Origin of the sequence: Oxalicibacterium solurbis (assembly GCF_014635845.1) — a bacterium.
In the GTDB taxonomy this organism is placed as follows: Bacteria; Pseudomonadota; Gammaproteobacteria; order Burkholderiales; family Burkholderiaceae_D; genus Oxalicibacterium; species Oxalicibacterium solurbis.
In genome coordinates this window covers 38,266-52,572 of sequence record NZ_BMDP01000001.1, presented here as the reverse complement: position 1 = coordinate 52,572, position 14,307 = coordinate 38,266, and the positions used below count along the sequence as shown (strand labels likewise).

Annotated in this window: 7 protein-coding genes; all 7 read left to right on the top strand. The window is 61.9% G+C overall.

Annotation, left to right across the window (positions count from 1 at the left end; all coding sequences use genetic code 11):
• Positions 1-5 precede the first annotated feature (5 nt).
• The 7 genes from IEV40_RS00190 to IEV40_RS00160 are packed head-to-tail and all read left to right on the top strand — an operon-like array spanning position 6 to position 14,293.
• Positions 6-437 carry a GPW/gp25 family protein gene (locus IEV40_RS00190; RefSeq protein WP_188418914.1) on the top strand — a complete coding sequence of 144 codons (432 nt, stop codon included), beginning with the start codon at positions 6-8 and terminating at the stop codon, positions 435-437.
• Positions 438-446: 9 nt separating this feature from the next.
• Positions 447-4,298, top strand: coding sequence for a baseplate J/gp47 family protein (locus IEV40_RS00185; RefSeq protein WP_188418913.1), 3,852 nt, complete (start codon positions 447-449; stop codon positions 4,296-4,298).
• A 2-nt stretch (positions 4,299-4,300) separates the two neighbouring features.
• On the top strand, positions 4,301-5,098 hold the full coding sequence (locus IEV40_RS00180) for a hypothetical protein (protein WP_188418911.1): 798 nt from the start codon (positions 4,301-4,303) through the stop codon (positions 5,096-5,098).
• Complete coding sequence (locus IEV40_RS00175; protein WP_188418909.1) at positions 5,095-5,385, top strand: hypothetical protein; 291 nt, start codon at positions 5,095-5,097, stop codon at positions 5,383-5,385. The genes IEV40_RS00180 and IEV40_RS00175 overlap by 4 nt, the downstream gene beginning before the upstream one ends.
• A 16-nt stretch (positions 5,386-5,401) precedes the next feature.
• On the top strand, positions 5,402-7,909 hold the full coding sequence (locus IEV40_RS00170) for a baseplate wedge protein (RefSeq protein ID WP_188418907.1): 2,508 nt from the start codon (positions 5,402-5,404) through the stop codon (positions 7,907-7,909).
• Positions 7,906-12,903, top strand: a complete 4,998-nt coding sequence (locus IEV40_RS00165) for a contractile injection system tape measure protein (protein WP_188418905.1) — start codon at positions 7,906-7,908, stop codon at positions 12,901-12,903. The genes IEV40_RS00170 and IEV40_RS00165 overlap by 4 nt, the downstream gene beginning before the upstream one ends.
• 25 nt (positions 12,904-12,928) lie before the next feature.
• Positions 12,929-14,293: an ATP-binding protein gene (locus tag IEV40_RS00160; protein ID WP_188418903.1), complete on the top strand. Its 1,365-nt coding sequence runs from the start codon at positions 12,929-12,931 to the stop codon at positions 14,291-14,293.
• Positions 14,294-14,307: the final 14 nt, after the last annotated feature.

Sequence of the window (14,307 nt, the reverse complement as noted above, 5' to 3'; positions counted from 1 at the left end):
GGACGATGGCAGTCGATCAATCCTTCCTCGGTACCGGCTGGAGCTTCCCGCCGCGCTTCCACAAGCACACCGGACGCGACGGCGGCGGTGCGCTGGATACGGTGTCGGGCGAGGACGACATTCGCGAAAGCCTGCTGATCCTGATGTCCACCGCACCGGGCGAGCGCGTGATGCAGCCGGCCTACGGCTGCGGCCTGAAGACGCTGGTGTTCGACAACGTCACCGAAAGCACGCTGACCGAAATTCGCGACCTGATCGAGCGCGCGATTCTGTTCTTCGAACCGCGCATCACCGTCGAGCGCATCGACATCGCCGACGACCGCATCGAGGAAGGGCTGCTGACGATCGACATCGTCTATCGCGTGCGTTCGACCAATACGCGCAGCAACATCGTCTATCCCTTCTATTTCATGGAGGGCACGCATGTCCGGAGTTGAGTGCCGCCCATGACTGCGCATCCCGTATCCCGCCACGCCTCAAGCCGCTCGTCACGCCGCACCGGCACGATCAGGCGGCCCATCGTCAGCGATGGCATCAGCCAGCAGCAGCGCGCACAGCCGGCGCTGCGCGACGGCTATTTCAACGTCGATGAGACCAAGCTGACCGATCTGCTGGCGATGATGAGCCGCTATGCGGCCGGTGTGCGCTTTCGCGACGAACGCAACCGGGACGACGGTACCTGGGAAGCGTATTTCTCCGCCGACGAGACGATGATCATCGCCGACATCCTGTCCATTGATCTGGACGGTTACGCGGCCGCCTTCGAGCAGATGTGGAGCGATACCGGCAGCGATCCGCGCCGGCTGACACGCGACGTCGCACTCGACGAACTGCCGGCCTACAGGCTCGCCGCGCTGATCGATCGCTGGTTCACCGCGCTGCGCTCGTCGCAGACACCGGCCGGACGCGATCTCTACGGCCTGCTGTCCAGCATGGCGAGCCGGCTGCAGGGCGAGTTCGAGCGGCTGCAGCAGGCATGCGGCGAGGCCGATGCCGATGTCTCTGCAGCGCAAACGCAGGAAGCCGAACCGGCCATGATGGCGTTCGATCCGGCCATGCGTGGCGACAGCGTGGCGAACGGAAAAAATGGCACGGGCGGCGAAGCCCGCATGGCCTTTTCGTTCCGCACCAACTTCTATGCCTTCCTGAAAGCGATCGACATGCTGCAGAAGGGCGCGGCGCGTCTGCTGCCGGCATCGCTGGCCAACCGGCGGCACGACCCATCGATCGGCATGCTGATCGCCTTTGCGCAACTGTATCCGCATTTGCAGGAACGCCTGAACCGCTTCACGCATCGGCATCTGGATTTCTACTACGACAAGGTGCTGCTGGCGAAGCCGCGGCCGGCGCGCGCCGACAAGGCCTGCCTGGTGCTGCAGCCCAGCCTGCCGGGGCGCGACATCCCGATTGCGCCCGGCACCGAGTTCAGCGCGGGGCCGGATGCAACCAAGCGCGAGATCGTCTTCGCCAGCGAATCGCCGCTGCTGGTCGGCGATCTGCAGGTGAAAGCGCTGCACACGCTGTACTTCGACCGCGATGCGAACAGCGCACCGGAGAATGCGCTGCAGGAACCGGCAGACGACGACAGGGAGCGGCAATACGCCACCGGCTGCTATCTGAACAGCATCGACGTGCCTGCGGAAGTCGTCACCGATCCGGAAAAGCTGTTTCCGCAGCCGCTGCTGGGAGCGCCGAAAGCCGCGCGCGATGCGATGTTCCTGCCGGAAGCGCGGCTGGGCTTCGCGATCGCCAGCCGGGTGCTTCTGCTGCGCGAGGGCAAGCGCCGCATTCGCATCACGCTGTCCTTCGAGGAAGGCGCGAACGGCGAAGACCTGTTCGCGCAACGCGTGGCGACACTGGCCGAAGCGATCAATGGCAGACAGCAGGATGCAGAACAGCGGCAGGTGTCGATCGAGGATGCGTTCTTCCGTGTGTTCCGCCGCATGTTCACGGTCGCCGTCACCTGCGAGCAGGGCTGGCATGCCGTCACCGAATACATTCCGCTGTGCCAGGGCGTCGATCGCAATTTCGATATTCGCTGCGCGCCGCATACCCTGGTGATCGATTTCGAACTGGCAGCCGACGCGCCGGCGGTCACACCCTACGTGCCGGCCGTGCACGGCGAACGCTACGAAACCGCGCTGCCGATGGTGCGCTTCCAACTGCACGCCGACTACATGTATCCGTACGGCGTGCTGGATCGCCTGCCGCTGCGCAAGATCGCGATCGACGTCGGTGCCGAAGGCTGCAAGCAACTGGCGTTGTTCAACAATGTCGGCCAGCTGTCACCGGCAGCGCCGTTCCAGCCGTTCGGTCCGATTCCGGCATTGGGTTCGTATTTCATCGTCGGCAGCGCGGAAACCGCCGGCAAGCGGCTCGGCAGTTTCGAGATCGAGGTCGAATGGGGCGGGTTGCCGACCGGTCACGGCGGATTTCGCGACTGGTATGCCGGCTACGGCTACAGGGAAGGCGCGGCGGTGACGGCCGCAGCCAGCGTGCTGGCCGACGGCAAATGGCTGCCGGCCGATATCCGCAGGCAGCCGGACGTCGTGCTGTTCGACCGCTGGGACGACGAGCGCGATCTGGAAGCGATCCGCACGCAGCGTACGCTGTCGTTCGCGCAGGTGATCCACCATGCGCGGCCGGCCGACCAGGTGCCGCCCGATGCCGCATTCGCCTACGGTCCGCTGGCGAAAAACGGTTTCTTCAAGCTGACGCTGAACAGCCCGGAGTTTGCATTCGGCCATAAGGAATATCCGGTCGCGCTGGCCGAAGCGCTGGGGCGCAACGCCGTCGAGAAGAAACTGAAGCGCCACGAGCCGCTGCCCAATCCGCCGTACACGCCATTGATCAACGCGATTTCGTTCAGCTACACGGCGTTCGCGCATCTCGATCTGGCGCACACGAACGGGCGCGACGTGACGGGCGACCGCATGTTCCACCTGCATCCGCTCGGCTGGGAAAGCCTGGCCGGCATGCGGCGCGGCCATGCGACGCTGCTGCCGCACTTCGACGATTCCGGCAATCTGTACATCGGACTGTCCGGCACCGCCGACGGCCAGATCGTGAGCCTGCTGTTTCATCTGCATCCGGATTCGCTGCCTTGCGATAATCCGGCCGGACCGTCGCTGCACTGGGCCTACCTGTCCGGCAACCACTGGATTCCATTCGGCAATCGCGTGGTGTCCGATACGACGCACGGCTTCATGGTGTCCGGCATCGTCTCGCTCGAACTGCCGCCGGACATCGACAACGATGGCACCGTGATGCCGCGCGGCCTGTACTGGCTGAGGCTGTCGGCCGAATACGATCTGAACAAGGTCTGCAGTCTGTATGCGGTCTATACGAACGGGCTGCAGGTCAGCCGTGTGCGCGGCAGCGATTCAGACGGCGGCGGCAATGGCTATTCGACCTCCGATGCGCCGCTGCCGGTCGGCGCGATCCAGCGCAGCCGCAAGACCATTGCCGGCCTTGGCAGGATCGTGCAGCCGGTCGCCTCGTTCGGCGGCGCACCGGCGGAAACGCGCGAACAGCTGCGCACGCGCATCAGCGGCCGCCTGCGCCACAAGAACCGCGCCGTCTCGCCGTACGATTACCAGACGCTGATCCTCGAAAAATTCCCCGAGATCTACAAGGTCAAGTGTTTCGCGAACATGCGGATGGATGCGGATCCGCAGCGCTGGATCGCGCCCGGCCACGTGCTGATCGTCGCGCTGCCGCAGCTGCCGGCCGACATCGGCAGCGGCCACATGCCGACGCTGGACGGCCACCTGATCGGCGAGGTGCGGCAGTACGTCGCCGGCCTCGCGTCGCCATGGGCGCAGATCGACGTGCGCAATCCGGTCTATGAACACCTGCAGGTGCGCTGCACCGTCAAGTTCAAGAAAGGCTTCGGCGGCGGCTATTACGTCAAGCAGCTGAACCGCGACATTTCGCGCTTTCTGTCGCCATGGGGCGGCGGCGGGTATTCGGTGCACTTCGGCTGGCGCGTGCGCCAGCATGACGTCGAAGCCTTCATTCTCGGGCTGGATTACGTCGAATTCGTCACCGGCTTTTCGATGCTGCGCATCTCGCCGGATGGCGGCGAACGTTACGGCCTGCTGGATACCGCCGCGCACAAGGCCGGCGGCGCGCGCCGTAACCGGGACATCGCGCCCGATTACCCGTGGAGCATCGCAGTGCCGCTGCAGCGCCACGCGATCGCGATCGGCGACGATCTGTTGCCGCGCGATCCGAAGGCGGCCGGTCTCGCGGCGCTGGAAGTCGGCACCACATTCATCATTGGAACGGAAGAATAGCGATGGGCCAGCAGAACAGGAAAACGCTGAAGGACAAGTTCATCGAAGGCCGAATGCCGGATGCGGCCGGCTTCGCCGACCTGATCGATTCGACGCTGAACATGCTCGACGATGGTTTCGAGAAGACGCGCGCCGACGGCTTCAAGGTCACGCAGCTGGGCGGCGGCCGGCTGCTCAGCTTCTATCACGACATCGACGTGCAAAGCCCGCTATGGTCCATCCAGCTTGATCCGTCCGCCGAACGCAATCTGCTGATCACCGACAAGCAGGGCGCGCCGGCTTTCGCGCTGCGCCGCATGCCGGACGAAGACGGCGCACCGACCGACCGGCCGCCGCGCTTCGGGCTCGGTCTCAACAAGGAAAAGCCCGAGCATGCGCTGGACGTCGCCGGCACCGTCGCCTCGTGGGGGCGCATCGGCCGCAAGGGTGAACTGCCGGTGCCGGCCGACAGCGAATGGCACGACATCACCGGCGTGCTCGAAGGCTGCCAGGCATTCGAGATCATGGCCGGCGTCGGCAAGCGCGGCAGCGGCCGCTACGCGCTGATGCATGCGTTCGCCGTCAATGCCTTCAACGGCAAGGGGCACATTACCTACCACCAGGCGCACTTCAGCTCGCGCTGCTGCCGCATCGAACTGCGCTGGCAGGAAGCCGGGCCGAACAACGAATACAAGCTGCAGATGCGCGTCGGCTGCGGCTATGGCGAAGGCGTCTGGATCAAGTATTACCTGACCGGCCTGTGGCCCGATCCCTTCATGGACGATTGCCTGCTCAAGCCCGGCCAGAAGGGAGGCCGATGAAAACCTATGCCGTCGCGCTGACGGCGGACGAGGGCAGCCTGATCGTGCAGGCGCTGGCCGAGCGGCCGTTCAAGGACGTGTTCGCGCTGGTTGCCAGCCTGAACCGGCAGGCCAACGGCTTTGCCGGTGGCGATGGCGGTCGGCGCGACTACACGATGAACGCCGCCGAACTGGCGCTGGCCGTGCGTGCGCTCGGCGCATTGCCCTTCGATCGCGTCTGCGGATTGATCGCGGACCTGAACGCGCAGATCCGGCAGCAGCAGGATGCCGCTTGCGCGGCGGACTGATTCGTCTCGAGCACGCATGACGAACGCCGGCACCATCGCCCGACGCCAGCCCGATTCCGACGGACTGGATTTCGATGCGTTGCGCGCGACCGGCATTGCACTACTGCAGCAGCTGTGCGGCGAAACCTGGACCGACTACAACCTGCACGATCCCGGCGTCACCATCCTCGAACAGCTGTGCTACGGCCTGACCGATCTGGCCTATCGCTCCGGCTTCGAGCCGCAGGACTACCTGACCGGGCCGGACGGCCGCATCGATTACGCGGCGCAGGGGCTGTACATGCCGGAAGACATCCTGCCGGTGCAGCCGATCACCGAAAACGACTACCGCAAGATCATCTACGACGCGGTACCGCAGATCGACGATTTGTGGCTGGAACGCTTGCCGGCCGACGGCAAACGTCCGCGCGGGCTGTATACGCTACGCGTGCTGCTGGACGAAACGTTCACGCAACCAGCCTCCGACGCCCAGCGCGAAGCAGTGCGGCAGCGCATCCGTGCAACTTATTCTGCACACCGCAACCTCGGCGAGGATCTGGAAGACGTCGTCATCGTCGATACTGCGCCGTATTTCCTGACCGGCGAAATCGAACTCGAAGGCTTCTGCAATCCGGCCGAAGTCTATGCGCGTATCTTCTTCGCCTGCGAACGCTGCATCTCGTCCGGTTTCTACGTGCATCGTTACGAAGACGTGTTCGCCGCCGGCGTCGATCTGGACAAACTGTTTCTCGGTCCGCTGACGCGCCACGGCCATATCGACGACGAGCGCATTTCGTCCGCGCAGCGGACGGTGACGCTGGTCGATCTGATCGGCCTGATCCAGCAGATCGACGGTGTGCGGCAAGTGCATGAACTCGGACTGGTCGATGCGCAGGGGCAGCCGGCGGAATCGCTGTCCTTCGATCCGTCCGCCTCCGTCTGTCCACGCCTGCAGTTTCCCGCCAATGCGGATCAGGATCTGCTGCATCTGGTATTCGGCCGCAATGCCGGTGCCGCGCTGGCGCCGGAAGACGACGAAGCTCGCCGGCTGCGCAAGGAACGCCGGACCGATCTGCTGAGCGAAGCCAGGGACGAACTGGTGCAGCTGCAGTTCGGCTTCCGCGCCTTCCGCAACAGCCGACAGACCTTTTCGCAATTCATCCCTGTGCCGGAAGGGCAGCGGCGCGATCTGGCCGACTATTATTCGGTCCAGCATCACTTCCCGGCGATCTACGGCATCAATCGCCACGGCGTGCCGGATTCCGCTCCCGCAAGGCGCAAGGCCGAAGCCGCGCAGCTGAAAGCCTATCTGTATCTGCCGGAACAGCTGATGGCCGACTACCTGCAGAACCTGCAGGAAATGCGCCGTATGTTCTCGATCGAAGACGGCATGCGGCAATCGTACTTCACGCAATACATCGGCAACGACAGCCTGTCCGGCATCGAAGCGCTGTATGCGCAGGATCGTGCGCATACCACGGAAGCGCTGGCCGCCGTGCGCCGCCAGCATGACAATGCGGCCGACCGCCGCAGTCGCGCGCTGGATTACATGCTGGCGATCTACGGCGAACAGTTCACACAGAAATCGCTGAACCGCTTCAGCTATGAAAGCGAGGCGCAACGGCCGTGGTGGCTGGCAGAAAAGAAACTCGCCTTCCTGAAGAACATCGTCGATATCAGCGCGCGCCGTGCGACCGGCTTCGACTATCTGCGCCCCGCATGGGAGTCCGACAACATCGCCGGCCTGCAGCGCAAGGTTGGCGTGCTGCTCGGCATCGAGGAAGTCGGCCGTTTCCGCCGGCTCGGCCAGGTGCTGCAGCAGCGCAATCTGCGCCTGCTGCCGGACAAGGTGTTCGACCGCTCGACCAAACAGCTGAACGAAAGCCGCGATGCGCGGCCGGTTCCGCGCATCGATCCGTCGTTCGCGGAAAACGAGGAGACATCGTCACTATTCAACGGCATCGTGCTCGGCGAATCGGTTTTTCGCCACGGCATCGATACCGGCAATTACGTGCTGATTCCAGAGGAGGGGCAGCGCATCGCCGTCTGCTTCAAGCCGCACCGGGACGCCAGGCCGTGGCTGCTGGCAACCGCGCCGGATTACGAAAAAGCCAAACGCTGCGCCTGGCAGATGAGCCGCGAACTGACCGCGCTGAACGCCGCCAGCGAAGGATTGCATATCGTGGAGCACGTTCTGCTGCGGCCGCGCGGTGCACCTGCCGACGCATCCCTGTCCGAAGCTGACAGCGATTTCTTCACGCATCGCATCAGCGTCGTGTTCCCCGGCTGGACTGCGCGCTTCCATGACAGTGAGTTCCGCAAGCTGGCCGAGGAAACCGTCTGCATGAACGCGCCGGCGCACCTGCTGCCGGAGTTCTACTGGCTCGACCATGTGCAACTGTGCGATTTCGAATCGCGGCTGCATGGCTGGCTGCATGCTCTGCGTTCGCCGCAGCAGGACGACGCGACCATCGATACCGCTTCCGCCGCATTGCGTGCCTTCCTGCGCCGGCATGTGCGGACCGAACGCGATTACTGGGTATGAACATGGCCAGCCACGTGATCGACGACATGGTGCTCGATATCGCGTTCGACGCGGATGCTGGTCCGCGCGACGACGAATGGCGTTCCTACCTGTCGGCAAGACTGCTGCCGGCCATCGCATCCGTGCTGGACAGGCACAGCCATCGCGACGGTGTGCTGGTGCTGCCGCAAGTCGAACTCGATCTGGGCGATATTCCGCTCGACGATTTTCAGGAGGAAATGACGCGGCGCGTCGAACGCCAGCTGGCGGACCTGCTGCAGCATCGGCAGGCGCAGCTTGCCAGCGGCGAGAAGGGAGAGGTCGCGCTGGTACCGCATGCGCGCCGCGCGATCGAACGGCTGGCGGATTTCCTGACCAACGGCGTGCTGACGGTGCAGGAAGACATTGCCGATGCCGGCAGCCATCAGCGCCTGCTGGATCAGGTACTGGATGCGAATCCGGCCGGATTGCATGCCTTGCTGCGGCTATCCGCGAAGAGAATGCAGGCCGTTGCACGGCTAGTCGCGCAGTTTCCGGTGTCGTCGCTGCAGCGGTTTGCGAACATTTTGCAGCCGGAGGTCGATGTCGCCACGCTAATTGATCGAAGGTTGAGCCGTCCCGGCAAGCCGCTGCCGCCGATACCGAAAGAAGCGCTTCGCCTCCAGCTTTGGCGCGCGGCTATCGATGCGCTGCTGGATGGGCGGGATGTACAAAATGCATTGATGGCTGCGGCCCGGATTGAAGCCGAGCCTGTCGGTATTGCGGTTGTCACGGAAAAACGGGAAGGCATTGCGGCAGAGATTGCGACAGATGTTGCGGCACAGGCATCGACAAGCGATATGCCGCAACAAACTGCTCCGGCATCGCCGCATGACGACAGGGCAACGGCAAATGCCGACATCTTGCATCGCCAATTGTTACAGGCATGCATGGCAGGCGATGCCGCGACGCTTTCCCGTCTGCTGGAGAAGGGCGAGGGCGATGCGATCCGCTCGGCCTTGCATGCCGTTGCAGGCAGGCATGGGATAGCGGAAAAGATGGCAGAGAACTTGCCTGCATCCTTGCTCGCCAAACTGATCGGCGTGCTGCAACCGCAAGCCGGACATTTCCTGCGCGCCCTGTACAAAGCCGTGTCGAACATGCGACCCGATATGCGCATGGGCGTATCCGTGACAGAACGGACCATTGATCCGGATGCGGATGAATGGTCCGGAATACTTGAACGACGATTGATCGCTTCGCTATTCGTGGCTGTGCTGGATGCATTGAAGACGTCGGCTCCATTGTTCGCGGCGATCCGCCATGCTCGACAGGACGTGAAGATGATGGCGAATCGATTGCGGCAACCGGCGAGTTCTAGCGACGCGATGAACAGAGACATCGTTCATCCAGTTCTCAACGCAGAATCCCTGTCGCGGGAGATCGGCGAGAAGATGTCCCGCTTGCCGGTGGCGGCATCAGGCGTCTTGCAGGAAGTGCTATTCGGTCGAATTGCCAGAGAAGCATCGGCAACGTCAGCCGGTACGTCTTCTGACAGGGAGCAGAAGGATTCGATTGCGCCTGCTGCCATGCAGCCAATCGGCACGATGGATGGAAGGACCGTTGCAGGAGAGAAAAAAGAAGAGGGAGAAGCGGAAGCAAACGCAAACGCTGAAGATGTGCTGGAACATGAATACTGGCGGCTTGCATTGGCTGTTTTACTGGAACGCGAAATGCAGACGACAGAAATTTCCCGCAATGGAAATGATGATGCCGTTTCCGGTATCGAAAACGATCAATCGTTCCGATCTGATGCAAATGCAAACACCGCTTCGGAATCGAAAGGAATATCGCAGCCCGACAAACGTTCATCGTCACATCAGAATCATGTGCCGCCTCTATCCCGTAATGCAACGAACGAGGCTGCAGATCGGTCCATGCAGCTATCGGATGCGAGGAAAAATGAGTCTCTCCAATCCAGTGTCGATTTGTTCAGCGAACGCAATGCAGCAGCCATGCAAGCAGATATCACTTATCCTAAAACTGGCCGAGGCATGGGGCATGACATAGACGAACCGCTTGTCGAACTGAACGATCGCTCTCATTTTGCAGTTCAGTCCCCGCAAAGTAAAACCGCTGAAATCGCATCGCGCAATACGTCATTGCAGAACGAAGAACGTCAGAAAATGCATCTCCCTGACAACAGACGACAGCAGAGCGATGCTGCAGGGGCAATACCAAATCAGCCTGCAGAACCGTTGAACGCACCCGATGCACTTGCCGATGCCGACGATCAGCATGAATCGCCGGACATCGCCGTCATTGTCGATTCCATGATGCAGATTGCAGATGCGTGGCAGTCCGAGGAACGCATTTCCGCCGATGCCATCGAGCATGCTCCCGACAGTTCCGCTTCCGTCGAAACCGAAACCAATCTGCGCCATCGTCTCGCCAAGGCTCTGCTCACTGGCGATGCCGCAGGCCTGCAAACTGACTGGCGCAGGCTGTTGCAACAGCAGCCTGAATTGATCGCACAGGCTGTCCGCCATTACATGCAGATGGCTGGCGTTCTCGAACGCCTGGTACGCGGCTTCCCGGAAACCATGCTGACTGATCTGTTGATGCTACTGGAACCGCGTGCCTTGGCGCTGCTTTCCGAACAGCAGAAGCGCCTGCATGTCTTGACTGAAACAGAAGGCACAGCGGCACGGAAATCGCTCTGGGAAGCGACATGGCAGCAATTGCCAATGGCGACGCAGACCTTCGATGCAACGACCTATGCGAACGCACTGAAGCAGCGAACCGATGCCATCCTGCAGGACGCCATCGCGTCGGTGGAACAGAACAATACGTCGGAGAACGCGACACTGGAACAGGCTTATCGGCGAACCCGGCAATTGCACGATGCCTTGCTCGGCAACGTGGCGCTGACACCGCAAGCTGTGGACGATGCCGGCATCCTGCAGGTGGATTTTCCCTTGCTGTTGCGCCAGTTGATACGCGCTCTGCGTTCGGAGCCGCCATCCGTGGATCGACTCGCCTATGACGAAAGTCTGTATGCCGTGCTGCTGCCGCAGGCGATTGCCGATGGCGGCACGACGTTGACCGACATGCAGACGGCATTCCTGGATGCGATCGCCTCGCATGCCAGACATGCGGTCGATCGTTCCGCCTATTACCGTGGCGTGCTGGCGGCCTTGCTGCGTGGGGAAGCGGTTGATCTCGATGCATTGGCCTCTCAGAAAGCGCGCGTTTCAGCCAACATGGCTAACGACGAAGGCGTGGCAACGGTGGAAGTGAAAGCAACGAAAACCGGTGACGCAGAGAGAAAGTCCCAACCGGGACCTGTCGATATGGACGCCGGCAATCCATCTGCAGAAAGCCGGCATGGGACATTGGTGTCCGATGGGAAAGAACGTATCCAGCAGGCGACGCACAATCACAACGCGTCGCAGCCGTCGCGCCTGTACCAGACACTGGCTGTATCGGACGACGAAGAGACTGAAGCGCTACAAAAACTGATACTGGAAACAGCCACCAGATTTCCCGAAGCCATGCAGACGATCTGGGATGCCTTACGGACGGAAAAACTGCCGGCCCCAGGAAAAATCTTCACGCGCGAAATATGGCGCAGCCTGTTGATCGCATGGATGCGAAACCGCTTTTCCGCTTCAGAGACTGAGTCCATGCTAGCCACGCTGGACAACAAGGCCGGGGTGGCAACAAGAAATAACGAATCCTGTCGTCTCGCCTTGCTGAACATGCTGCAAGGGCACACTGCTCATACGCATTCCAGCGAGCCGCAATCTTCCATGCCACCTGCTGAAGCACGGAACGATGTGCAGCGCGAACAGAAGGAAGCACCGGCGTGGCAAGCTACTACGTTACCTGCGCTGTTGGCTGCCACGGAAAACGATATCGATGCCCAGCGATCCTTGCATCACTGGCTGCGTACCGGCTTGTCCGATCATGCACCGGCGGCGCGAGCAGCACTGCGCGCAGCCTTGCAGGACATGCGCATGGCCGGCGTGTTTGCCATCGCGGTGCCGGAGGCATTGCTGGCCGAGACCCTGGCGGCTATCGATGTGAGGCATGCGTCGAAACGATTCCGTGCAGACTGGGTAGAGGATTCACTCTTTGCTATCGATGGCGCGTTATCTTCATCTCGGTTACGCACGGCAAAATGGCAGCATCTTCTGCATCGTGCAGCGACAGGAAAAGGCAATAGCGACGACAGCGAATATGCCTCCGATCTGGCACGACATCTGATCGAAGCAACCGGCTCGGCGCATGCCGACGCGCTGCTTGCAGCCATCCGCCAACCGATGCCGGCCATTCCTTCACCCCGCACCAATGTTGCCGGCATTGATGAAAACAGCCGCCGGCAAACGACCGCCTCAGCTTCCGCGCCATTCTCTTTTGCCTCTGATGCCGCATCGCCATTGGCAAGCGGCGGCACGAAAGCCCGACGCACCCGAACTGCTTCCAGCGACGATACGCAGGAAACGGAAGACGACCGACGCAACCGCCCCGAACAGGAAATCCACATCCCCAACGCCGGCATGGTGCTGGCCGCGCCGTATATCCCGCATCTGTTCTCGCTGCTGAAGCTGACGGAGCAAGGCAGATTCGTCGATCCCAAGGCGGCGGAACGTGCCGTGCATCTACTGCAGTTCATGGTCGATGAGCGCACCGCGACGCCGGAATACCAGTTGGTATTGAACAAGCTGCTGTGCGGCGTGAAAACCGGCACGCCGATCGCTGCCGGAATCGACATCACCGATCACGAACGGGAAACCGTCGAATCGCTGTTGACAGGATTGATAGCCAACTGGGGCGCGCTGGGCAGCACGTCGATCGACGGTTTGCGCGTGTCCTTCCTGCAGCGCACCGGCTGGCTGCGGCGACAGGAAGACGGCTGGCACCTGCAGGTAGAACGGCGCGCCTACGACATGCTGCTCGACCGGCTGCCGTGGAGCTTTTCGATGATCCGGCACAGCTGGATGCCGACCCTGTTGCGCGTGGACTGGCGCTGATCGAGCAATGGAGAACAAACACAACATGCATATGGCCGACAACAACGCGCGCGTACTGGAACGGGAAATCGCCTGGTTTTCCCGTGTGATGGATGCGCGCTTCAACCTGCATTTCGAGGCGAAGGATGTCGAACTGATCGATATCCGCGACATCCCGGCGCCCGATCTGCAGCAGGGCGATTCTGTCGATTCGGAATACGCGCGCGTGTTGCGCGAGCACGAACTGGAAACCGATTTCAATGCGCGCCTCGTGCTGATGCTGGCGATGATGCCGCACATCCGTCCGCAGGTACTCGATCCGCTGTTCACGAAAAATAGCGGCATCGGTCGCAACTTCACCGAGTTCGGCGGCTGGACCGGCAAAACGCACGGCGGCCATCTGCCGACTTGCGAGACGGCGGCCTTTCTGCTGGCCGGCAACGATCTGGCGCACCGCTTCGCCGTCATGCGCCTGTTCGAGGACGATCATCCGCTGATCAAGGCCGGCATTTGCAGGATCAGCAACCGCCAGCCTGACGAACCGTTCTTCAGTGCCGCGCTGACCGTCACGAGCGAATATCTGAACCGTTTCACGACCGGGCATTTCCACAAGCCGGATTTCAGCAGCGATTTTCCGGCCAAGCGCATTGTCAGCAAGTTGAATTGGAGCGATCTGGTGCTGCATCCGGAAGTGATGGACGAGATCGACAACATCGGCGTCTGGCTGAAGCACACCGGTGCGCTGATGCAGGACTGGGGATTGGAGCGCAGCGTAAAGCCCGGCTATCGCTGCCTGTTCCATGGTCCGCCCGGCACCGGCAAGACGCTGACGGCGACGTTGATCGGCGCGGCAGCCGGTGTCGATGTCTATCGCATCGATCTGTCGATGATCGTTTCCAAATACATCGGCGAGACGGAAAAGAACATGGCCAGCGTATTCGATCAGGCCCAGAACAAGAACTGGATCCTGTTCTTCGACGAAGCCGATGCGTTGTTCGGCAAGCGCACGCAGGCCGGCAATTCCAACGATCGCCATGCGAACCAGGAGATTTCCTATCTGCTGCAACGCGTCGAGGATTTTCCAGGGCTGGTGATTCTGGCGACCAACCTGAAGGCGAACATCGACGACGCCTTCGCGCGGCGTTTCCAGGCATCGATCTATTTCCCGATGCCGGACGCGGTGCAGCGGCTGCGGCTATGGCAGGGCCTGTTTCCGGACAGTCGCCGGCTGGCGGCCGACGTCGATCTGGCACGGCTGGCCGATGAACACGAACTGTCCGGCGGCGCGCTGACCAACGTCGCGCGCTATGCCGCGATCCGCGCCATCCGGGAAAAACGCGACACGATCACCCAGGCCGACCTGATACAGGGCATCGGCCGGGAACTCGTCAAAGAGGGGAGGATGCTGTAATGCAGGTCGCAAGA

Bases quoted from the DNA above. Each gene is read 5' to 3' on its own strand.
- IEV40_RS00190 (WP_188418914.1), top strand. From the start codon at position 6: ATGGCAGTCGATCAATCCTTCCTCGGTACCGGCTGGAGCTTCCCGCCG.
- IEV40_RS00185 (WP_188418913.1), top strand. From the start codon at position 447: ATGACTGCGCATCCCGTATCCCGCCACGCCTCAAGCCGCTCGTCACGC.
- IEV40_RS00180 (WP_188418911.1), top strand. From the start codon at position 4,301: ATGGGCCAGCAGAACAGGAAAACGCTGAAGGACAAGTTCATCGAAGGC.
- IEV40_RS00175 (WP_188418909.1), top strand. From the start codon at position 5,095: ATGAAAACCTATGCCGTCGCGCTGACGGCGGACGAGGGCAGCCTGATC.
- IEV40_RS00170 (WP_188418907.1), top strand. From the start codon at position 5,402: ATGACGAACGCCGGCACCATCGCCCGACGCCAGCCCGATTCCGACGGA.
- IEV40_RS00165 (WP_188418905.1), top strand. From the start codon at position 7,906: ATGAACATGGCCAGCCACGTGATCGACGACATGGTGCTCGATATCGCG.
- IEV40_RS00160 (WP_188418903.1), top strand. From the start codon at position 12,929: ATGCATATGGCCGACAACAACGCGCGCGTACTGGAACGGGAAATCGCC.